Genomic DNA, 21,098 nt, shown 5'->3' with positions numbered 1-21,098 from the left:
TACTGCAAAAGCATAAAAAAGCATTTTAAAAAACCATCGTTTTAGGAAACGATGGTTTTTGGTTTCTGCGCCTTGAAAAATAGGCGTTCTGATTGTGCTGATGGCTCGGAATCCGTAAAATCAGCTGTCACGTGATGGAGCTGAAAGCCGCAGTTCTTCAGCATTTCTTCGTATTCATCCACTGGGAACGTTCTTTGCTCGTGTGTCTCATCAAAGCGGTCATATGCTTCTCCGTTCCACACAAAAAACGACATATCATGAATGACAGAAAGCTCTTCACTTCCAGCAAAGCTCTGCCAAATATAGCTGATATCTTCGTCCTGGTCAGCAAATGTGCTATCCGGAAAGACTTCCGCAATTTTATAAGATGAATGAACATCAAACAGCAAAATGCCTTCAGGCTTTAATACCCGAAATACACTTTTAAAGGTTTCGATCACATCATTTTTTGTTTTTAAATAATTTAATGAGTCACAGCATATCACAACAGCGTCAAACTGACCGTCAAAGCCGGTAATCTCTCTCATATCCTGCTGAAGAAATAAAATAGGCTGGCTACTCGATACCTTTTGCTGGGCGAAAGAAAGCATCTCTTCGCTGAGATCGATGCCTGTAACCTCGAAGCCTTTTTCGGCAAGCCGGATGGAGATTTCCCCCGTGCCGCATGCCAGATCGAGGATACGGCCTTTTTCCGGGAGAGATGCTTCAATCCATTTTGTCCATTGATCGTAAGGCGCGTGTGACATTAACTCGTCATACACGCTTGCAAAGCCTTGATAAATCATTGATTCATTCCAAGGTCAAGATCTGCGAGCGGAGCGTCTCCCCACAGCTTTTCAAGGTTGTAGTAGCTTCTTTCGTCCTTATGAAAGACATGGACAATCACATCGCCTAGATCAACGAGAACCCATCTTGCTTCATCAAAGCCTTCCATCTTTTTGACTTGAATGCCGTTTTCATCAGCCTGATCCTTGATTTCACGGGCAATCGCCTGTACCTGTTTATCTGAATTTCCGTGGCAGATCAGAAAATAATCAGCAACCAGAGAAATACCTTCCATATCCAGTGCTAAAATATCCTCTGCCCGTTTATCATCGCAAGCCGCAGCTGCGATCTTTAAAATGGACTTTTGGTTCATTCACAAATTCCTCCTGTTCAGCTGCCAGACACAAGCCAGTTATACGTTAAAAATGTGTCTGGAAAAACCGGTTGATTTTTTTTCATAAGAAAAACCATTGTATTTTTAATGGACTGAATCAGCGCTTGATTCAAATCTGTCTCAGCAAGCTTACGCACCTCATCGACACCGGGAAATGCCCGGTTTGGCTCAATGTAATCGGCAACGTAAATGACTTTTTCTAAAAGTGTCATGCCGGGGCGCCCTGAGGTATGATACCTAATGGCGTCAAGAATGTCTTCATCTTGAACCCCTGCCTCTCTTTGGACCAAATAAGCGCCGACCGGAGCGTGCCAGAGCTCCGGATTATGATCCAATAAATGCGCAGGCATTTTTTCTCGCGCAATAATTTGTTTCATTTCTTCTTTCGGGCGGAATTTGGCGTAATCATGAAAGATTGCCGCTGTTTCCGCTTTTTTAGAATCGGCTCCAAAACGCTCCGCAAGTTCGATCGCCGTGTTCATCACGCCAACCGTATGGATATATCGGTGTTCGGTCAATTGCTGCTTCACGCATGCAAGTGCCTCCTCACGATTCATATAAACCATTCTCCTCTACATACTTCTTCACTTTATCAGGGATTAAGTAGTCAGTGGGCTTCTTGCTTTTAAACCGTTCCCTTATCATAGTTGATGATACCTCAAATTCCGGAACGTCTGCAAAGAGAAGCGGATAAGGGGTTTCAACATGAAAACCGGGGCGCTTTACTCCAATAAATTGAATGAGGTTCAGCAGCTCGTCCAGCTTATACCATTTCGGCAAATATTCAATCATATCAGCACCGATAATAAAGAACAGCTGATCATTTGGATAACGCTGCTTCAGTAAAGAAACGGTATCAAAGGTATATGACGGCCCTTCTCTTTCCATTTCAACAAGCTCCAGCTTAAAGGACGGATTAGATTGAATTGCAAGCTTTAGCATTTCCACGCGATGAAAGCTGTCGGTATAGTCTTCGTCCTGTTTATGCGGCGGAATTTGATTAGGCATAAACCAAATTTCATCAAGCCCCGCCTGGTACAGCACCTCATTCGCCATTAAGAGGTGACCATTATGCGGAGGGTCAAACGTGCCTCCGAAAATTCCGATTTTCTTCATTTCAACCACCTTTAAGGAAGCTCGATTTGTTTATTTTCCTTTGATTCCTTATATAACACAATCGTATTGCCGATTGTCTGCACCAATTGAGAGCGGCTTCCTTTTACAAGAGCTTCCGCTACATCGTTTTTATCCTCTTCGCAATTCTGAAGCACGCTGACTTTAATCAGCTCTCTCGCTTCAAGCGCCTCAGCAATTTGTTTAATCATGTTGTCGTTTACTCCGCCTTTACCTACTTGAAAAATCGGCGTTAAATGATGCGCTTTTGAACGCAAAAAACGTTTTTGTTTACCTGTTAACATTCTGTTCCTCCTAATTTTCCTATTACAATAGATCTCATTTTTTCAATATCAGGCTCTTGTCCAGTCCACAATTGGAAAGACAATGCTGCCTGTTCAACAAACATGCCCACACCGTCGAGTGTTTTCAAGCCTTTTTGGCTTGCTTCCTTTAAAAGGGCCGTCTGTATTGGATTATACACGATATCACATACGACGGCACTGCTCGCGGCACGCTGTAATGAAAGCGGCACATCGTCCACGTTCGGATACATGCCCACAGACGTTGTATGGATGATAACATCATACTGCTCAAGACGTTCTTCTGCTTCTTTTATGCTTAATACTTCTTTATTGTGAAACGAGGGAGTAGCTTCTGTAAGCCGCTTTGCTTTTTCTAACGTCCGGTTGCAAATGTCAAATTTTTTCGGGGTATTTCGGACAATTGTTGTAAAAATGGCTCTCGCCGCTCCGCCAGCGCCGATCATTAAGAATGACAGTTCAGAGATAGGCTTGTCTAATACCTTCATTAATGACTTCACGAAGCCTTCCCCATCGGTATTGTATCCGACAAGCTTATCTCCCTCTCTTCTGACCGTGTTTACGGCACCGATCACTTTTGCACTCTCATCAATATGATCCAGATAATCCATAATGGAAACCTTGTGCGGAACAGTCACATTAATTCCTTGTACGCCTAGAGCTCTTATTCCTTTTACCGCATCCTCCAGATCATTCTCTTCTACCTTGAAGGCATGATAATGTCCGTCAAGCCCGAGGTCTTTCAATGATGCGTTATGAATATCAGGTGACATAGAATGGCCAATCGGATTTCCGATAACCCCGTACAGCTTTTTCATACTCCTCTCCCCTTTTCTTAAATTAATGAACGCCGAACAAATACATGAACGCCTTTTGGCGCGTATGCAGTTACCTTTTTATCGGCGTCATGGACAGTAACCCAGCCTAACCCAGAGAAAACAATATCTGTCTTTTTGTCTTTTATCGTAAACGTATGGGCGACCAATTCCGGAAACTCATTCATTTCATCTTTACCCGGAGGTGTGAGCAATTCCCCTGCATGCTTTTCATAAAGCGCGTCTGCATTTTCAAGTTTTGTTCTATGAATCATCAGCTCATTCGGCATATAGCAAATAAAAGGAGATCTTTCCCCAGACACATAATCAAACCTTGCAAGTCCGCCAAAATACAGTGTTTGCTGATCATTAAGCTGGAATGTGCGAGGCTTCAGCTCCTTTTTAGGAGATAATATTTTCAGATCCTTTTTATTGACATAATGCGCCATTTGATGGTTGTTGATAATTCCCGGTGTATCATAAAGCGATGAACCGTCATCCAGCGGGATTTCAATCGCATCAAGGGTTGTGCCAGGAAATTGGGATGTTGTAATAATATCTTCTTCACCTGACACTTCTTTAATAATCCGGTTAATAAAGGTTGACTTTCCTACATTTGTACATCCGACAACATAGACGTCTTTTCCGTTGCGGTAATGCTCAATCGCGTCAATTACTTCTCTGATTCCCTGGCCGCGTCCCGCACTGACCAAAAATACGTCAACCGGTTTTAAGCCAAGCTCTTTCGCTTCACGCTTCATCCATTGGATCAGACGCTCTCTTTTCAGTGACTTAGGCAAAATATCCGCTTTATTGCCAACTAATAAGATAGGGTTTCCCCCCACCAAGCGCTGCAGCCCATTAATCCAGCTGCCGTTAAAATCAAAAATATCAACAATTTTTACGACAAGAGAGTCCGTTTCTCCAATACCGTGAAGAATGTTTAAAAAATCATCATCAGTTAAGGAGACATCTTGTATTTCATTATAGTTTTTCAGTCTGAAGCAACGCTGGCAAATCACATTTTCTTTCGTAAGCGATGCAGGCGGCGCGTACCCCAAACCTGTTTTGTCCTCGGTTTGGATCGTAACTCCGCACCCGATACAAACAACCTTTTCCATTTCTTACTCCTCCCACTGAATGTGCCCTTTTCGTTTGAGAGCACTCAGTATTCTGCGTTCGACCTGGCGGTTAAAGCGCGTAATGAATCCGTCAGAGGAAGCGACTGGCACGACCAAAATCGTATGGTAGCCGTTTCGGTTTCCCCCGAGTACATCGGTCAGCAGTTGGTCTCCGATGACAACGCAGTCCTCTTTTTTTAGCTCCATATTGCGCACCGCTCTATTAAAGGCTTTACCCATCGGTTTTCTTGCTTTATAGATGAATGGGATTCCAAGCGGTTCTGAGAAAAGTTTCACTCTTCTTTCATTATTATTAGAGACAATTGTCACTTTAATGCCGTGTTCCTTCATTTCTTCAAACCACTCGATCAATCGCGGCGTCGCGTTCGGTCTGTCCCATTCAACAAGCGTATTATCCAGGTCAGTAATAATTCCTTTTACATTTCGTTCCTTTAATTTCTCAGGTGTAATATGAAAAATATTTTTTACAAACTCGTCAGGTAAAAAAAACTTTTTTAACAAAACCCGCACCCTTCCCTTTTTCTTTCTCTCAAAATGATTGTCGAAAAAAATCGAACTTGCGCCTAAAGAAAAACTGAGCAAAAAAATTTCGACAAAAATTGGGTTTCTTCACCAGGTGTGGATAAATTTACACACACTATCCACTCTTATTACATCACTCTTTAGACAAATTATAAACACGATACTCACAAGTTATCCACTTTTTGGTGTGGATAACAGAACGATTGTTCTTATATGCATTTCATGGTAGATTAAAGATAACTTCAACCTCAGATGAACGCAACTTATCATTGTATGCGTTAAAATCATGAATGATTCCAACTTTTAAGGAGGTGCCTCTCCCATTAATTGGGTTCCTAGCATGAGAAAACTGTCTGATGAATTACTAATAGAATCTTATTTCAAAGCCACCGAAATGAATTTAAACCGTGACTTTATCGAGTTAATTGAAAACGAAATAAAAAGAAGATCGCTCGGACATATTATTTCCGTATCTTCTTAATAGGAATTTGTCTATTTTTTCCGGGCGTATTTCCTTTTTTTACTCAGATGACTGATATTATATCACTTTGGCTGTGCGCTTTACTACTATTTTCAGCAAAAAACACCCCTAAAAAGAGGTGTTTTAAAGGGCCGGTTATTATGCTAACCAGTATATGCCGCCCACAACCAGGAGAACAACAACTAAAACAACAATAAAAGCGTATCCATATGCTCTGCCTGCGCCATACATGTGAAGCGCCTCCTTAATAAGGTTTGATAACAGCCTATGTAGGAGAAATAAATCGGACTAGGCGGTTGTCCGGCTCAACGCTGCAGAATCTGCCCATCTTGTATTCCTTCATATACAATCCTTGCCCCTTTAGGTGTCATATGATTTCCAGAAGGATCTATAAGACCAGATTGGATAAGCGCTTCATCAGTTGCTTTTCCGCCGTCTGCTTCTATAAAATGCTTCCAGTTATCTACAAGAGGGACATCCAGGCGCTTCGACACATCTCTTGTAATATCGTTATATGAGTTGTGCCATTTCCTTGCTCCGCCTTTTGGTTCAAAAGCAGCTGCTTGATATCTGGAATAGTAAAACAGATGATGCTTCCCATTACCTTCTATAATTGGGATACACGTCATTAAGATTGGCTTGATCCCGTGTTTTCTGCTTTCTTCAATAAAATAAATTAGATTTTCTCTAAAACGCTGCTTCGACACTCTCGGTTTCCCCTCAGTCAGTATGGCAGCGTCATTGGTGCCGAACATAATAAACAAATACTTCGGTTTTTGATCCAGCACATCTGTCTGAAATCGGAGACGGGCATCCTCTGTCGTCTGTCCGCCGATTCCCGCATTGAGTATATCAAGGTTACCGCGCTCAGCTGTTTTTAATATATTGACCCACTGCTGTGCTTTTGGATAATCGCGATAATCCCAGTTAGAGCCACGCGTATTGCTGTCACCAAATGCTACAACGTCTTCGTATCCCCTTCCCTCGCATCCTGCTGTAACGAACAGCAGAAGGAAAAGGATGATAAAATGTTTCATCTTTACACCCCCAAAAGCCTCACCTTAATGTTATACCTCTGTTTCTCTTCGTTCAATGAAGAGTTTTTCGCTATCACTGTTTTTTCCTATAGTTAACGTGTCCCTCTCAGTGAATATCATTCTGCTTTCATTGCGGCGCAGCTGATGATTTTTTAAAATTCCCTTCTTTCCAATCTGAAAAACACACAAACCAAAGAAAAGAAAATAACCTGAATCCGCACCGGAAACAGGTTATCCGTTAAATCCTGCATTTACTTTAACTTCGATTTAAGCCTGGCCTTTGTTTTTGGCCCATAAATCCCGTCTGCAGTTAATCCGTTCATCAGCTGAAAACGCTTGACGGCATTCGCTGTTTTCGGTCCGTAAACTCCATCTATGCCATTGTTTTTGGCTCCCTTATCAGGGTAAAAGTGAAGTGCAGCTAAAGCCTTTTGCAGCTGGAGAATGTTTGTGCCCTTTCGATAAGGCGAAGTGAGCTTTATAACCCCAGACGGCAGAGGATATGATGGTGAAGTTTCTTTTTGAGGTGTATCCGAGGAAGAAATTCCGTTTATAAAAGAGTTCCAGTGGTCCAAGAGTTTCCGCGGACATTCTTTCCCGGACCATTTTTTGTGGGGAACAACACGATTTAACGGAATATTGTTTTCCTTCATCAGCTTTCTGATCAGCCACTGGGCATTTGATGTTGCTTTTTCAAAATCGCCGTCAGCATTTTCGCAGATTTCAATCCCGATCGATTTGCGGTTTCCTGTCCCGTTTGTACCGTCTCCCGCATGCCAGCCGTTTTCATCTATCGGGAGATGCTGATAAATGACTGAATCGTCAACTGTAAAATGCCAGCTTTCGGATGTGCTCGGGTTTTTCACAAAATTGGCGTGCATTTTCGCATCAGCGCCTTTTGCTGTATTCGCTGTATTATGCACCGTAATATAAGCAGGCGTCATCGCATAGCCAGGACGATTATCATTTGATACCGGTATAAAATCCTTTTTTATGGTTACCATTTCTATCCCTCCCTATTATTAAGAATGCAGAAAACAGAGAGATGGACAGCCTTTTTTATGAGGTAAAAAAGAATTGTGTTCTTAACCTGGTTTTCAGTTGAACCGCTGAAATGGCACCAGTTATACTAATTTAGATGACGGAGGTTTTGGCTCCTGACATCACCTAAGTTGGGAGTGACCATAGACATGTTAAAAAAAGTAATAGGTATACTTGTGATTATCGCTATCATTGCAGTCGGTTTTTTTCAGAAAGAAGCTTGGCTTGATGCAATCAAAGCAGGAGGGATGTTTTCCGTTTTATTTAGTATGCTGCTGATTGCTGTCGATGTTTTTTTCCCAATAGTGCCGTTTGCTTTGGTTGCTGCTTTAAATGGCGCAGTGTTCGGGACTGCAAATGGAATTTGGATTACACTGACCGGCTCAATGCTTGGTACAATATTGCTGTTTTTTCTCGCCAGGTACAGTTTTAGAGATTGGGCCAGAAAAAAAGTTCAGGCCTACCCTGCCATACAAAGCTACGAGGCTTCCTTCAACAAAAACGCTTTTACCGCTGTTTTATTAGGAAGGCTGATACCTGTCATACCTTCCCTTATAATGAATGTGATCTGCGGGCTGAGCCAGGTTCGCTGGCATGTTTTTTTCTTTGCGTCTTTAATAGGGAAAATCCCCAATATTGTTGTTGTCACTATTGCAGGTGCCAATTTCACCAGCAATAAATTATTGTCTATCAGCATTTACGGTGCATATATTCTGATCATCATGCTGGTCATTTATAAAAAGTTCCCTCATCTTCTGAAGGTGCCAAAAAAATAAGGAGGCTTGTTGGCCCCCTTACTTTTTTTCTGTCGCATGGCCTCCAAATTCATTTCGAAGCGCAGCAACCACCTTTCCTGTAAACGTATCGTCTGTTAAAGAACGGTATCTCATCATTAGTGACATGGCGATGACGGGCGTTGCCGTCTGCAGATCAAGCGCGGTTTCCACCGTCCATTTTCCTTCACCTGAGGAATGCATAATGCCCTTGATCTGATCCAGTTTCGCATCCTTAGAGAAAGCTCGCTCAGTCAGTCCCATAAGCCAAGAACGAATGACAGAACCATGATTCCACACTCTGGCAACCTTCTCATAGTCAAAATCAAATTGGCTGTTTTCAAGCACTTCAAATCCTTCACCAATCGCGGCCATCATTCCATACTCAATTCCATTATGGATCATTTTTAAAAAATGTCCGCTTCCCGCTTCACCAGCGTATAGATAACCATTTTCGACGGCAGTATCACGAAAAAGCGGTTCCACAATCTCCCATGCTTCATGATCGCCCCCCACCATAAAACAGGTTCCATGCCGTGCGCCTTCCATTCCGCCCGACGTTCCGGCATCGAGATAATGGATACCCGCTTCTTTCATTTGATTGTAGCGGCGAATTGATTCTTTATAATGAGAGTTTCCAGCTTCGATAATCATATCGCCTTTACTTAATAAAGGTGATACATCACGCAAAACAGCATCGACAATGCCATGCGGTACCATAACCCATAGGATACGCGGCGGGTCTAATAAAGAAATTAACTCTTTAAGATTCGTTGTCCCCTCAGCCCCGTATGCTTTCAGTTCATCAACAGCCGCTTGATTTACATCATATCCAACCGCTTGATGATTGCGGTCAATGAATTGCTTTCCTATGTTTATGCCCATTTTCCCTAAGCCGATTAATCCGATTTTCATATCTGTTCCTCCTGATTGTCTAAAAAGCCTTTACTCTTTATGTTCCCTTTGGATTGTATTGTGATACGCAGAAAACAAATGGGGCTTACATCGTCTGCGCATGTAAATTTTATTTTTCATGACCGACGGCGCCTGCCAGTTCTATTACTGAATCTCTTTATATCCATAATTATCGCTTTATCCTTGATTTACCATCAGTTTAAGTTAAAATATGGGAAGGTATTCGATTTTTTTAGTAAAAAGAAGGTGACATGTTGCAGAATCAATCTCATACTCTTATTGGAGTTACGAAAACCGCTGTATTCTTTTTATACGCTGCACTTGCAATCATCGGTTTTGCAATCGGGTATTTTATCCCGCAGATTGCGAAATGGGCATTATCCCTCCCCTGGATCCCTCTTGAAGGACCGCTTCGGCTCATTACCTCTTTTCAGGGATCTACAGCTGCATTTATCACTGCTCTTCTCGGTATGTGTGCGGGGATTTGGTTCGCTCATTCTGTTATTGCAATGCTGCTGTCTGTCAAAATTACAGATCACACAGTGGAATTCATCAAAGGAAAAAAAGTGCAAACAATTCATTCCGATGACATCGCTCTTGTATTTATGGATCACAAACGGCTTGTCCTCCTGGGAACAGCCGGATATGAATTGGTACGGGAAGAAATTGATGAAAAACCAGTAAACGTTGAGAAGGCCTTTAGACAGCATCATTACGAATGGGCAACAGATGGTGATCCGTTTAAAGATCAATTTCGCCGATGGATTCCTGATGCACCAGACCTATCGCAAGGCGCCCATGCCTTATTAAAAGCTCGTCACAAAGCGCTGCAGGACGAAGAAAAAGACGATATTGAAGAATTCCGTCTCGAACTGGCACAGCTGGGCATCGTTGTACGGGACGAAGGCACACGCCAATATTGGCGAAAAGCAGAAACCTATCCCCCGAAAATTCAGCTCGGCGAAGGATTGTAACAACAGAGGCTCAAGAAAGAGCCTCTTCTTTACTACTGCACAATAAACAGCACTCTGGTACCGTCAGGATAGCTGCTCATTTGATTCCCTACCCACGAGCCGGCGCCGCGATTATCAGAAGGCGTCACATATCGGACATCAGCCCCTGCGCCGCCTTCCTCGCAGACCGCCATCGGCCACTCATCCCGGTCATAGCCCGGCTTGGTCGGGATTCCCTTTAAAGATTCCTCCCGCCTTTTGTCTGCTCCATCTCTGTCAATGGTACAAATATCTGGATGTCCCTCTGCAATTGCATCTCTAATATGACTGCCGGTTTCCGGATAACGAGACAGCGGAAAATATAACACTTTGTCATACGAAGATGCGCCTTGGATCTGTTGCGGAACCATTAAACAAAGAAGAACTGCTGCAGCAAGAAACAGGCCTGCCATCCATTTTTTCATTCCCATCCCCCCATACCTTTGTTCATTTCAATGTATGGGCGCTTGATGAAGATTATTTTTAACATTTGAAGTTCGTATGCTGCTTACAAAAGCCGGACTCCCCCGCGAGAAATTTCCCGGTACAGACACAGACAGCCTCCCGGTCACATACATTTACATATAGGCTTTTGCCTACATACTTTTGTGGAGGTGACGATGGTGACAGGTGTTTTCGCAGCGCTCGGCTTTGTTGTTAAAGAGCTTGTCTTTTTAGTATCTTACGTGAAAAACAATGCCTTTCCACAACCGCTCTCAAGCAGCGAGGAAAAAAAATACTTAGAGCTCATGGCTAAAGGGGATGAACATGCCAGAAACATGCTGATTGAGCATAATCTTCGCTTGGTCGCCCATATTGTGAAAAAGTTCGAAAATACAGGTGAGGATGCAGAGGACTTAATCTCCATCGGAACGATCGGGCTTATTAAAGGAATTGAAAGCTATTCCGCTGGAAAAGGGACAAAGCTGGCGACGTATGCTGCGAGGTGTATTGAAAATGAAATCCTCATGCATTTGCGCGCATTGAAAAAAACAAAAAAAGACGTCTCCCTTCACGATCCGATCGGGCAGGATAAGGAAGGGAATGAAATAAGCCTGATTGACGTTTTGAAATCAGAAAACGAAGATGTGATTGATACGATCCAGCTCAATATGGAGCTTGAAAAAGTGAAACAATACATTGACATTTTAGATGACCGTGAGAAGGAAGTGATAGTCGGGCGGTTTGGGCTTGATTTGAAGAAAGAAAAAACGCAGCGTGAGATTGCCAAAGAGCTCGGGATCTCGCGCAGCTATGTATCGCGGATTGAAAAGAGGGCGCTGATGAAGATGTTTCATGAGTTTTATCGGGCTGAGAAGGAAAAGCGGAAGAAGGCGAGGGGGAAATAATGCAGAAGAGGCCGGATCTCATATTCCGGCTTTCTCTATTTGAAAGATATGAAAATCATTTTTTTCATCGCTGATAAGCTCTCTGAGAAAGACGGTCTGATCGTAACAAATGACTTGACTTATAAGTCCTTTGCCTGCATCCTCCCTCAAGCGATTCAAAGCCGGACGTTCTAAAAACTCCTCAGAAAATCCTTCATCGGCATACTTCAGCACATCCTTAGTCCCTGCTTTCTTTATACAGGCCTCGATCTGGCTGTCGATGCTCGATCCCTTGATCGCTTGTTCCTCGGTATATTGCTATCACCCTAGATCTCCTTCCTATAAAGTTTTATTAAATAATGATAGCAATCGTTCATGCATTTGTCAGCTTGCGGTCCCTCGATGATTATCACCTTCATTAAATGCATCACCCCTTGGGTAATGCAATGTAATACCTGTTTGTCCTAATGAGATGATTTTCAATGAGTATGAAAACAAATAAAAAAACCGATGGTTTGAACCATCGATCTGTTTTCTATATTACTGGGCCCTCAATATAGTAAATCTAGCTCATTGGTTATGAAAGCTTATTTTCATTAAACACTCTATATTCATTTGTTATCATTTCTATACGTTTATATCAATTATGGTAAAAAATGGTTACAAAAACCCAATAAACGTCCATCCTAACTTTTTCATCTTATTTATTAAGAATTTTAACCTCTTCCTTGTAAAATAAAGAAGCGATTTTCATCTCCAGACAGTTAATGCTATTTCATCGGGACATGTCTGTTAAAGTAGCCAATAAATACATTCAGATATCCACTTACAACCACGATTCAATTTGATCCACTACAGATTTCTGAGCTGACATTAAACAGATAGACTGATAAAAATCTGTACCAGTTCCCTTTCACAATTAGGACATTTCGGCGGCGTATCGGCATAATGCGAACTAATTTATTAATGTTCAACAACAGAATTTCGTCTATTGGCAATAAAGAATCCACAAATCATGGCAAGAATGGCCATCGCCCACCAGAACGTTGAGATCGCCTGATCATGATCGATGATAATCAAACGAATGACAGCTGTGATGCCAATATAAATGAAGTAGCGAAGCGGAAAATGAAAGTCTGATTTGAAGTATTTGATAATCAAAGCAATGAACTCAAAGTACATGAAGAATATAAGCAGTTCTCCAAGCATCTCATAATAGCTGTCCACTTTGTTGAACAGTGACTTGTATACGAATAGCACAATGTACCAAGTCTCGCTGATCAGAAGTGCGCTTAAGGCTAACGCCAGAAAGAACAGACAGACGTTGAGAAGCGCTTGTAACAGGTAAGGCACCTTTTTGAATTTGTTAGAAAATCTCATCATGTTGTCTCCTATTTCAATATATTCGTGGTTTTTATTCTCAGCCTACATCTTGGTGTTCCAAAATCGTAGCACAATGTAGTACTTAGAATTCTTTTGTATACTTTGAAACTGTCCCTGCATGCGGGACATCATTCGCGCAATGCTTCTTTCACCGAGTCCGTTGCTTTCCGGTGTTATCTCTGCAAGTTTAATCGTATTGCTAACATGGATCTCAAATATCTCTTGATCCGATACAAACGTGATGCTGATTTCTTCTTCCGGATCTGCGTATTTCAATAAGTTTGACATCACATTATCAAATACACGACCAAGCTCCTCCAAATTCACGTTAATATAGGTTTCCGGCAGCTCGCCTGAAATATGGACCCGAAAATGCCCCTGATGAAGGATAGCAATCTGATCTGATATTAGATCGTAGATCACTTCTTTCACTGCAACGGTCTCCAGATCGGCCTCATATTCCTTGTCCAGCAGGAAATACGCAAACAGGTTGTCAGACAAGCTTTTTAATTGCAGTGCTTTACCATAAGCATTGGCTACATACCGATCTTTGCTGGCACCCGCTTCGCCTCCCTCTTTTTTGGCAAACTCCAGATTCATGATCAGCGACGTCAGCGGTGTGCGCATATCGTGCGACATTTCGGTAACCAGGCTGCGGCTCTCAGCTTGCAATTCCTCGATAGCTTTAAGTTTATCCAGGAAAGCTTTCCGCAGATCCTCAATGCTCTTTGCAATCATCGCTAATTCATCATGCCCTTTTATCGTCATCTCGTAGTCCAGTTCGCCCCCTTCAAGAATATGAATCTCTTGGTGAATCGTTTTAAGGTAGCGAAGACTTTGGCGAATTCCGAAGAGAACAATAATTAAAAAGATGAGGGTTGCCCCGAACAAATCCAATGCAAAAGCCAGATCATAATATCGGGAAGAGTAGAAACCGTCGATAATGACTCGTCCTTCACCATCGCTAAACTTGACAGGATGTGAATGATTTTGAGCGTACTGAGTCAGCTTTTCCTTTCCATAATCCGATTCGGAATAAATAGAATCATATTGCAGCTCCTGATCCTTGAATATGGTGAGGTTAATGTAATTTTCTTTTTTGACCCACTCGCCAAACGCTTTTCTATCTGATGTAGACAACTCATTTTCTGAAACGTACTTGCTGAATTTTTGAATGTATCTTGCTGACTCCTTGTGATAATACTCTTCCGAACTCAGATATCCCTCGATCAGATTATCTGTGATCTTTTGCAACGTCAGAAAGATCACACCACTCACAATCGCAGCAACCATTATCAGCAAAGCCAGTTTTTTGGTTAGCGTAAATTTAAGATGCGCCAAATCGATATCCTCTTCCCCATTCAGTTTTTATATAAACCGGACGTGCCGGATCATCCTCAATTTTGGAGCGCAGCTTCCGAATATGCACCATCACCGTATTGTTGGAACAGTAAAAGTAAGGCTGTCCCCACACACTCTCATATATATTTTGGGCAGAAAATATTTTGTTTCGTTTGCTCATCAGAAGTTTCAGGATACGATACTCCAGATCTGACAACTTGATTTGCTTCTCCTCTTTCCACACCTCATTAAATTCTTCGCTCACTCTTAGTTTACCCCCGATAAGAAATGTTTCTTCCTGTTCCTTCTTTTCCTGATAGATAGTATATCTGCGTAATTGAGCAATCACTCTAGCGTGAAGTTCCTCTTCCGAGAATGGTTTAGTCATATAATCATCGCCGCCGGCGAGTAATCCCTCAGTTTTATCGAGTGTACTCGATCTGGCCGTCAGAAACAGAATCGGGACGTTAGAGGATTTCCTGATGTGCTGACATGTTTCAATTCCCGAAATGCCTGGCATCATAATATCCAAAATAACCAAATCAAGCGAGTCATTCACAAGTTGCAATGCTCGCTTTCCATCCTTGGCTCTTAGCACCTCGTAACCTGCACGTGTAAGGGATTCCTCCAAAAGATCACCAATATCCTCATCATCCTCTACAACTAATATTCGATGGGCCATGTCTCTCTCACCTCATAATTCTTGTTGTTACTTCTCGTGTGTCCTTACTATATATCGTTCATAGTAATAAGTACGTTATAAGATACTACGTAAATCTTAACAATTTATGAAAGCTGATGATCGCCACAAATTTGTCACATTTTTTAAAAAAATGATGACTCTTCATAAATTGTTAAGATTCGGTCATTATATTTATCCATTGTAAGGCTCAAGTTTTTCAGATCCGCACTACACATTGCCGTGATAAATGGGAAAGGAGTATTGATATGATTGTACAAAAAGAAGGACGCGGGCAACCGGTGAGTCTGCGGGAACGGGTTCATTTTCTGGACATCGTACGAGGATTTGCCTTGCTTGGCATTATTATTGTCAATTATTTTCTGATCGTAGATTCAGTAAAGGGATTCGAAATGGCCTCCAATGACGTACTGCATAAGCTGGTTTCCTGGTTTGCCGAAGGGAAATTCGTTACGTTATTCTCCTTCCTGTTCGGAGTCGGGTTTATGATCTTTATGGATCGAGCCGCGCAGAAGGTAGAAAGTCCCAACAAGCTGTTTGCCCGCAGGTTATCTATCCTGTTGGGATTTGGCATTTTGCACATCACATTTGTTTGGGTCGGTGACATATTGGCCTTTTACGCCGTAAGTGGCTTCCTGTTACTCGCCTTCTATAAACGCACGGCCAAAACGGTGCTTAGATGGATTATCGCACTTATCGTGCTTCAATTCCTGACTCCTGTTTTCACAATGTTGTACAATGTCATCAATACTGCAGGGTCAAAAAACCCGAATTTTTCAGAGTTTACTTTGTTTAGCCACAGCAGCCTTACCTACATGGAATCCATCAGCACTAGGTGGACAGATATGGTCACGATGGCTGCCGGCTCTTTCTCTATGATCTATTCCATGTTTCTCATGTTTCTGCTGGGCGTGTACTTTGTTAAGATGGAATTTTTCAAAAACATGGAAGTGAAAAAGCCTATATGGAAGCGTATCTGGATCATTAGCACAATCGCTTTTCTAATAACACAAAGCAGTATATTACTAGACATGTTTAATCTTACTGAGAATATGCTGTGGAAGGACATTTCCTCTGTCTTGGGTCAAAATGGCGGCTTAACCGGAAGTATGTTTTATATGAGCACTTTTGCAATGCTGTTTCTATACGTTCCTCAGCTGCGAGGCCCTATGATGATATTCACCAAAGTCGGACGGATGTCATTGACCTGTTATCTGCTTCACTCTATCATTGGAACAGTTCTGTTCCTCAGGTACGGATTCGGGCTTGCGGATCATATTCAATCCGCCGGCACGTTCATGTTCAGTCTGGCCGTGTACTTCGTGCTTATGAGCTTTAGTACATTGTGGTTGAAACGGTTTAGGTACGGTCCGATGGAATTAGTATGGCGCAAGCTGACGTACGGAAAAGTAAACGGGAGTCCCAAAGCAACTCCGCTGCATTCGGAAAAATCTATTCAGAAATAAGCATGACTTCAAATTAGTGTTGTTGAATGAAGCGGGCATTAAACCGATTTGACATATGGACTAGATATTTTTATATCATTTAGGCTTCTTTGGGCTAATAAATCCACCAGAGTTTACCCAATGTGCATTGCTCATGATCGAACCTAAATTGAATCTTTTACGCATGTTCATAGTCAAAGGCGCCCCATTCGACTATTTTTGTAACTTTTCGCAGGAAAATTCGAGAATGATGACAAATCCCGCCTACGACACTTAATACGGTAGTGAACAATTGTAAATTAGGGTTACATGCAGCTTGTTTTCCAATGAAACAAAGAAAAAGAATCATACAAAAAGACAGGAGAAAGCTTTTGAAGTATTTTAAAGCCAAATTTACCGCGGAAGAAAGAGCGACGGAATCACATTTTGTGAAAAGACCTCGCAGAGCATCTCGAATGTTTTACTGAACGACTGAACTCTATATTTTAGCAACTGAGGGAGTGAACAATCATGAAAACTAAAAATGAACCAAAAGTTATTCTGGAACTAGCAAAGGAATCTGATCTGCCAGAATTCCAAAAAAAATTACAAGAAGCCTTTGCGATCGCCGTAATTGAAACGTTCGGTGATTGCGAAGATGGGCCGATTCCATCGGACAATGATGTTCAGGAGTCTTTCAATGCTCCCGGAGCAGTGGTATATCATATTCTTCAGGATGGTAAGAATGTCGGTGGTGCAGTAGTACGTATCAACAGCCAAACAAATCATAATTCGCTAGATTTATTTTATGTATCTCCAGAATATCACAGCCAAGGGATTGGTCTTTCTGCTTGGAAAGCCATTGAAGCACAGTATCCGGATACTGTGCTTTGGGAAACCGTGACACCTTATTTCGAAAAGCGAAATATCAACTTCTATGTGAATAAGTGTGGATTCCATATCGTAGAGTTCTACAATGAACATCACTCTGATCCGCATATGCATCGCAATGGACGCGAAGATGACAAGCCCCTGCCGGATGATGATGACTTTTTCAGATTTGTAAAGATTATGAAAAAAAAGGACTAAACAATTGAACACGGCAAGATGCCGCAGAGAGTTGCTGGTAACTTTTTTATATTTCATTATCAGAGGAAGGTAATAATGATGTTTAAAAGGTGTTTCGATCCCTGTCTCATAAACAGGGGTCAAAACACCTTTGAATCATCGGTTTCTTTTCTGACATATACCACGCCCACTAGTCCCTCAACATAGTAAAAACATATCATGAGTTACAAAAGCTTTTATTCAAAGCATATGTTTACTTTATTTATACTTATTTTCATCATTTTTCAGAATTCTGGACACAAATCGGGTACCTATTAGAGACCAAGGAACTCTACATTTCATTAAGAAATACGTACTCATTGCCCTGCTTTAATTAATTTTAAGCCCTCGCACTATGCCCCCCTGAATTAAGTATTCGATGTAACTTTGAAATTAATTTTATGAAAATCTGTCACAAACCCTTATTTTCATAACACATCATTTGTTTCAGCTTCCCTCGCGAATACCGGATTAATGCTCGGCTTTAAGATAGTCAACCAATCTCTCCGCACTGTTCTTAACGTCTTCTTTTGAAAGATGAAGTGTCCCATATTGTGTAAACGCAGGAAGAAAACGCATTCCTATATAGTTAGCAGTGACTTGAAACGGTCTGATAAGCTCGCTGATCGTGATATTATATTCTCCGCCTGCTTGATAATCAGATTCCTGTGCGCCTAAGGAGATAGCTAAGAGTAGTTCTTTTCCATGCAATTTAGTTCCTCCAGTTCCATAAGCCCAGCCATGTGTTAACACATCATCTTCCCATTGTTTGAGTAACGCGGGACTGCTGTACCAATACATTGGGAACTGAAAAACGATACGCTCATGATCTAACAGGAGCTGCTGCTCTTTTTCTACATCAATGATAAAATTAGGGTATTCACCGTACAGGTCATGAACCGTAATGTCTTTCTCTTGCTTTAAACGATTCATCCAGGTTTTGTTGACAACAGACGTTTCCAAATTAGGGTGTATAACGATAACTAATGTTTTCATTAGACTGATTATCCTTTCTTTACCAATTAGTTATTATTGCTTTTAAGATAATGAATTGATTCTCATTTTAAAATAGCAACTTTATTTTACACCTATTTTATCCTTTTTCATGAATTCAGGGCAACTAATTGGGCACCAAAATCAATGATGAATTAAGACATTGTTTTGTAGAAATCCGATATAACAGAATAATCCCTTATTTAGAAAATTTCCACCTTTCCCCTCAATCCTTACCAATTCAAACTCATTAAGGAGATACTTTATCACCAACTTTAAATAATAATGGAATAAGTGCTAATAAAATAATTCCTACAACCAACGTAGATATTATTAACTCCTTCCATACAATCAAATTCTTTAAAAACATTTGATAAATAACTAATGAGTTTACTGGAATGTTAAGCAATAAGCCCGTAAGAAGTCCAGGTGCATACTTTTTCATTACAACAGTTGCGATAAGATGTGGAAAAATAGCGTTGATAACCATAGAACCTAGAAAGCCAATGAAAATCCATTTTGCAATATCTGATTCTGGCATATATAAAAAACCAAATGCAGATAAATAAGCCAACATAGTTATAACAATGACAGCAAAATGAAATTCATTTGAAGTTACTGGCTTTTGAAACTTTGAAGATTGTTGTGACCACTCAGGTAACCAAATAGCTTCCTCAATATTATGCAGTGTAATAGCAAAACAAAAAAATGCTACGAAATAAACCACCTATCATTTCCTCCTCGGTGCCACGTCTCTTAAAGGAATCAACCAATATGGTTTAGCAACATTATATTACATATGAGGGTGAACTGATATGGTGTTAAAAGACAGAAGAAGCTGTCTAAGTAGTTGCTTCTTTTTTATGTGCAATAACGTGTTGTTGGTGTCATGTCTATTAAAATAGACAATTCCTGTTAGACACACTTTTATAAAATTGAACTTAAACCTTGTGTCCTAAAAAATAATCAGTTAAACTGATTATATGTTTTGCTGATTAATTGGAGGTGCAAACTTAATTGGAGAGATGGAATCAATCTTATGGTTTTTTACTCGGAAAAGTTCTTCAACGATTGGAAAGTAAATTTGCTGAAGGGCTTAATCCATATGAGATTAATGCTAGACAATACGGAGTTCTATTGTTTATCAAAGGAAACCCTTACTCATCACAAAAAGATATTTCTGAAAATCTGCAAATAGATCGGACTACTATGGTAGGTCATATCGACCACCTCGAAACTTTAGGATTTGTTGAGAGAACAAAAAATCCTAATGACAGAAGATCCTATAGCCTTAAAATTACCGAAAAGGGTAACGATGTATTGGATTCGCGTTGGGAGTTCTTAATGAAGACGGAATTAGAAGTATTAGATCCTTTAAATCAACAAGAAAGACAATTATTTAAAGATTTTCTTATTAAAATTTGGAAGTCACTATAAAAAACAGGAGGTTACATAATATGCATGCTCTCGATTATTTTAATGCACGTCTCGAAGCAACGATAAGCCCTATGGATTATTTAAAAGCGAAGCAAATGAGTCCCGAGAAATACTTCTTAATCGATGTCAGAAACGGCCCAACTCATGTAAGGAGTGTAACAATTAAGGATTGTAATGTTATTCCTGAACAAGAACTGCAATCTCGTTTAAATGAAATACCAAAGGATAAAGAAATTATTGTTTACTGTTGGGATGTCTGGTGCAATACAGCTGCCAAAGTTGCTAAGTTTTTATTAGAAAATGGATATAAAGTCAAAGAATTGACCGGTGGTATTGCAGCATGGAAAGAAATGAACTTTCCTGTCACAAACTCAGATCAAGGCAATAATATACCTGATAATTGTGGGTGTTGACTTAGTGCAAGATAAAAGATACTGGATTGGGGTTGCTTCTCGAGATCATGTAATGAGAGCTGTCCAAGGTGGTTTTGCTCAACTTTGTCATGGCAAAGAGGCACCTTTAAAAAAGATGAATACTGGTGATTGGATTATTTATTACTCCCCCAAGATGAATTTTAAGGAAAGCACCCCACATCAAAAATTTACTGCTTTAGGCAAAGTAGTAGATAATCATATTTTTCAGTTTGAAATGAGAGATGACTTCAAACCTTTCCGGAGAAAAATAAGTTTTATTCATTGCACAGAAACACCGATTCGCCCATTAATCCCAAAGCTTTCTTTCATTAAAGACGAGCAGCGTTGGGGGTATTCTTTTCGATTTGGACATTTTGAGATAAGTGAAAAAGATTTTAAGCTAATTGCAAAAAAAATGGTCGATGCTTAAGGAGATTAGACTATTCTAATCTCCTTAAAACTTTCTTATATATCTTTGACTTGTCACTATTTGCATCCCGATTCAACAAGTTTTAAAATTAACGATTTATCACAGGAAGAAAAGATTCAAACTCTAAGCTATTCCGAACCCACCATTAGAAGCACTGTCTTCAGCTACTAAGTGCTTTTTTAATGAGCTAATTAGCAAAAACACTTAAATCCCCATTGAGAGATTTTCC

Annotated in this window: 26 protein-coding genes and 2 pseudogenes; 9 read left to right on the top strand and 19 right to left on the bottom strand. The window is 40.8% G+C overall.

Annotated features, from left to right (window positions below; all coding sequences use genetic code 11):
* Positions 1–41: 41 nt before the first annotated feature.
* From WA279_RS02095 to WA279_RS02060, 8 genes are read right to left on the bottom strand one after another with little or no spacing between them, the layout of a single operon-like run.
* On the bottom strand, positions 42–785 hold the full coding sequence (locus WA279_RS02095) for a class I SAM-dependent DNA methyltransferase (protein ID WP_336154094.1): 744 nt from the start codon (positions 783–785) through the stop codon (positions 42–44).
* Complete coding sequence (gene rsfS / locus WA279_RS02090) at positions 782–1,138, bottom strand: ribosome silencing factor (RefSeq protein WP_014480315.1); 357 nt, start codon at positions 1,136–1,138, stop codon at positions 782–784. Before rsfS ends, WA279_RS02095 begins: the two co-directional genes overlap by 4 nt.
* Before the next feature lie 17 nt (positions 1,139–1,155).
* The gene (gene yqeK / locus WA279_RS02085) at positions 1,156–1,716 is read right to left on the bottom strand and encodes a bis(5'-nucleosyl)-tetraphosphatase (symmetrical) YqeK (RefSeq protein WP_014480316.1); all 561 of its coding nucleotides are present in this window, start codon (positions 1,714–1,716) and stop codon (positions 1,156–1,158) included.
* On the bottom strand, positions 1,706–2,275 hold the full coding sequence (locus tag WA279_RS02080) for a nicotinate-nucleotide adenylyltransferase (RefSeq protein ID WP_014477393.1): 570 nt from the start codon (positions 2,273–2,275) through the stop codon (positions 1,706–1,708). The genes yqeK and WA279_RS02080 overlap by 11 nt, the downstream gene beginning before the upstream one ends.
* An 11-nt stretch (positions 2,276–2,286) precedes the next feature.
* Positions 2,287–2,577 (bottom strand): ribosome assembly RNA-binding protein YhbY, encoded by a 291-nt coding sequence (gene yhbY / locus WA279_RS02075; RefSeq protein ID WP_003226133.1) that lies wholly within the window; start codon positions 2,575–2,577, stop codon positions 2,287–2,289.
* On the bottom strand, positions 2,571–3,413 hold the full coding sequence (gene aroE / locus WA279_RS02070) for a shikimate dehydrogenase (RefSeq protein ID WP_041850031.1): 843 nt from the start codon (positions 3,411–3,413) through the stop codon (positions 2,571–2,573). The genes yhbY and aroE overlap by 7 nt, the downstream gene beginning before the upstream one ends.
* Before the next feature lie 17 nt (positions 3,414–3,430).
* Positions 3,431–4,531, bottom strand: coding sequence for a ribosome biogenesis GTPase YqeH (gene yqeH, locus WA279_RS02065; RefSeq protein ID WP_047182902.1), 1,101 nt, complete (start codon positions 4,529–4,531; stop codon positions 3,431–3,433).
* 3 nt (positions 4,532–4,534) lie between these two features.
* The gene (locus WA279_RS02060) at positions 4,535–5,053 is read right to left on the bottom strand and encodes a YqeG family HAD IIIA-type phosphatase (RefSeq protein WP_003226126.1); all 519 of its coding nucleotides are present in this window, start codon (positions 5,051–5,053) and stop codon (positions 4,535–4,537) included.
* A gap of 361 nt (positions 5,054–5,414) precedes the next feature.
* On the opposite strand from WA279_RS02060, the gene WA279_RS02055 reads away from it, so the two are divergent.
* A complete protein-coding gene (locus WA279_RS02055) occupies positions 5,415–5,555 on the top strand; it encodes a sporulation histidine kinase inhibitor Sda (RefSeq protein ID WP_003226124.1) in 141 nt (46 codons plus the stop codon).
* A gap of 305 nt (positions 5,556–5,860) precedes the next feature.
* Here the strand turns inward: WA279_RS02055 and WA279_RS02050 are convergent, their stop codons facing one another.
* Positions 5,861–6,592: an SGNH/GDSL hydrolase family protein gene (locus tag WA279_RS02050; RefSeq protein ID WP_047182903.1), complete on the bottom strand. Its 732-nt coding sequence runs from the start codon at positions 6,590–6,592 to the stop codon at positions 5,861–5,863.
* Between the two features lie 251 nt (positions 6,593–6,843).
* Positions 6,844–7,596: an N-acetylmuramoyl-L-alanine amidase CwlH gene (cwlH, locus tag WA279_RS02045; RefSeq protein WP_047182904.1), complete on the bottom strand. Its 753-nt coding sequence runs from the start codon at positions 7,594–7,596 to the stop codon at positions 6,844–6,846.
* A gap of 186 nt (positions 7,597–7,782) precedes the next feature.
* On the opposite strand from cwlH, the gene WA279_RS02040 reads away from it, so the two are divergent.
* Positions 7,783–8,409: a TVP38/TMEM64 family protein gene (locus WA279_RS02040; protein WP_336154092.1), complete on the top strand. Its 627-nt coding sequence runs from the start codon at positions 7,783–7,785 to the stop codon at positions 8,407–8,409.
* A gap of 18 nt (positions 8,410–8,427) precedes the next feature.
* Here WA279_RS02040 and gnd read toward each other — a convergent pair whose 3' ends face one another.
* Positions 8,428–9,321, bottom strand: a complete 894-nt coding sequence (gene gnd, locus WA279_RS02035) for a phosphogluconate dehydrogenase (NAD(+)-dependent, decarboxylating) (protein WP_336154090.1) — start codon at positions 9,319–9,321, stop codon at positions 8,428–8,430.
* 251 nt (positions 9,322–9,572) lie between these two features.
* Here gnd and WA279_RS02030 point away from each other — a divergent pair, with 251 nt between their 5' ends.
* The gene (locus WA279_RS02030) at positions 9,573–10,295 is read left to right on the top strand and encodes a YqeB family protein (protein WP_336154089.1); all 723 of its coding nucleotides are present in this window, start codon (positions 9,573–9,575) and stop codon (positions 10,293–10,295) included.
* Between the two features lie 32 nt (positions 10,296–10,327).
* Here WA279_RS02030 and nucB read toward each other — a convergent pair whose 3' ends face one another.
* Entirely contained in the window at positions 10,328–10,738 is a 411-nt protein-coding gene (nucB, locus tag WA279_RS02025; RefSeq protein ID WP_009967785.1) for a sporulation-specific Dnase NucB, read from the bottom strand.
* A gap of 195 nt (positions 10,739–10,933) precedes the next feature.
* Between nucB and sigK the strand changes: the two genes are divergently transcribed.
* Complete coding sequence (gene sigK, locus WA279_RS02020; RefSeq protein ID WP_336154088.1) at positions 10,934–11,662, top strand: RNA polymerase sporulation sigma factor SigK; 729 nt, start codon at positions 10,934–10,936, stop codon at positions 11,660–11,662.
* Between the two features lie 69 nt (positions 11,663–11,731).
* On the opposite strand, the pseudogene WA279_RS02015 reads toward sigK, so the two are convergent.
* The 5 genes and pseudogenes from WA279_RS02015 to yrkP all read right to left on the bottom strand — a co-directional run.
* Positions 11,732–11,938: pseudogene (locus WA279_RS02015) on the bottom strand (recombinase family protein); the annotation flags it as partial.
* A pseudogene (locus tag WA279_RS02010) lies at positions 11,896–12,060 on the bottom strand (hypothetical protein). The pseudogenes WA279_RS02010 and WA279_RS02015, both read right to left, overlap by 43 nt.
* A gap of 544 nt (positions 12,061–12,604) precedes the next feature.
* Positions 12,605–13,021 carry a phosphate-starvation-inducible protein PsiE gene (gene psiE / locus WA279_RS02005; protein ID WP_003246154.1) on the bottom strand — a complete coding sequence of 139 codons (417 nt, stop codon included), beginning with the start codon at positions 13,019–13,021 and terminating at the stop codon, positions 12,605–12,607.
* A gap of 45 nt (positions 13,022–13,066) precedes the next feature.
* Positions 13,067–14,365, bottom strand: a complete 1,299-nt coding sequence (yrkQ, locus tag WA279_RS02000) for a two-component system sensor histidine kinase YrkQ (RefSeq protein ID WP_336154086.1) — start codon at positions 14,363–14,365, stop codon at positions 13,067–13,069.
* The gene (gene yrkP / locus WA279_RS01995; RefSeq protein WP_336154084.1) at positions 14,352–15,047 is read right to left on the bottom strand and encodes a two-component response regulator YrkP; all 696 of its coding nucleotides are present in this window, start codon (positions 15,045–15,047) and stop codon (positions 14,352–14,354) included. The genes yrkQ and yrkP overlap by 14 nt, the downstream gene beginning before the upstream one ends.
* A 266-nt stretch (positions 15,048–15,313) precedes the next feature.
* Here yrkP and WA279_RS01990 point away from each other — a divergent pair, with 266 nt between their 5' ends.
* Both WA279_RS01990 and WA279_RS01985 read left to right on the top strand, forming a co-directional pair.
* On the top strand, positions 15,314–16,531 hold the full coding sequence (locus tag WA279_RS01990; protein ID WP_336154082.1) for a DUF418 domain-containing protein: 1,218 nt from the start codon (positions 15,314–15,316) through the stop codon (positions 16,529–16,531).
* Positions 16,532–17,020: 489 nt separating this feature from the next.
* The gene (locus tag WA279_RS01985; RefSeq protein WP_144531241.1) at positions 17,021–17,578 is read left to right on the top strand and encodes a GNAT family N-acetyltransferase; all 558 of its coding nucleotides are present in this window, start codon (positions 17,021–17,023) and stop codon (positions 17,576–17,578) included.
* A gap of 489 nt (positions 17,579–18,067) precedes the next feature.
* On the opposite strand, the gene WA279_RS01980 is transcribed toward WA279_RS01985, so the two are convergent.
* Together WA279_RS01980 and WA279_RS01975 are read right to left on the bottom strand one after the other, a co-directional pair.
* On the bottom strand, positions 18,068–18,592 hold the full coding sequence (locus tag WA279_RS01980; RefSeq protein WP_003246192.1) for an NAD(P)H-dependent oxidoreductase: 525 nt from the start codon (positions 18,590–18,592) through the stop codon (positions 18,068–18,070).
* A 247-nt stretch (positions 18,593–18,839) separates the two neighbouring features.
* Positions 18,840–19,316: an HXXEE domain-containing protein gene (locus tag WA279_RS01975; protein ID WP_004398792.1), complete on the bottom strand. Its 477-nt coding sequence runs from the start codon at positions 19,314–19,316 to the stop codon at positions 18,840–18,842.
* A gap of 290 nt (positions 19,317–19,606) precedes the next feature.
* Between WA279_RS01975 and WA279_RS01970 the strand changes: the two genes are divergently transcribed.
* Genes WA279_RS01970 through WA279_RS01960 form a run of 3 tightly spaced genes read left to right on the top strand, consistent with a single transcriptional unit; the run spans position 19,607 to position 20,869 of the window.
* On the top strand, positions 19,607–20,026 hold the full coding sequence (locus WA279_RS01970; protein WP_019260036.1) for a MarR family winged helix-turn-helix transcriptional regulator: 420 nt from the start codon (positions 19,607–19,609) through the stop codon (positions 20,024–20,026).
* A gap of 20 nt (positions 20,027–20,046) precedes the next feature.
* A complete protein-coding gene (locus WA279_RS01965; protein ID WP_251187903.1) occupies positions 20,047–20,439 on the top strand; it encodes a rhodanese-like domain-containing protein in 393 nt (130 codons plus the stop codon).
* Positions 20,440–20,443: 4 nt separating this feature from the next.
* Positions 20,444–20,869, top strand: a complete 426-nt coding sequence (locus WA279_RS01960) for an EVE domain-containing protein (protein ID WP_336154078.1) — start codon at positions 20,444–20,446, stop codon at positions 20,867–20,869.
* Positions 20,870–21,098 lie beyond the last annotated feature (229 nt).

The organism is Bacillus sp. 204(2023) (genome assembly GCF_037027505.1).
Lineage (GTDB): Bacteria > Bacillota > Bacilli > Bacillales > Bacillaceae > Bacillus > Bacillus subtilis.
This window is presented reverse-complemented; position numbering and strand designations above follow the sequence as displayed.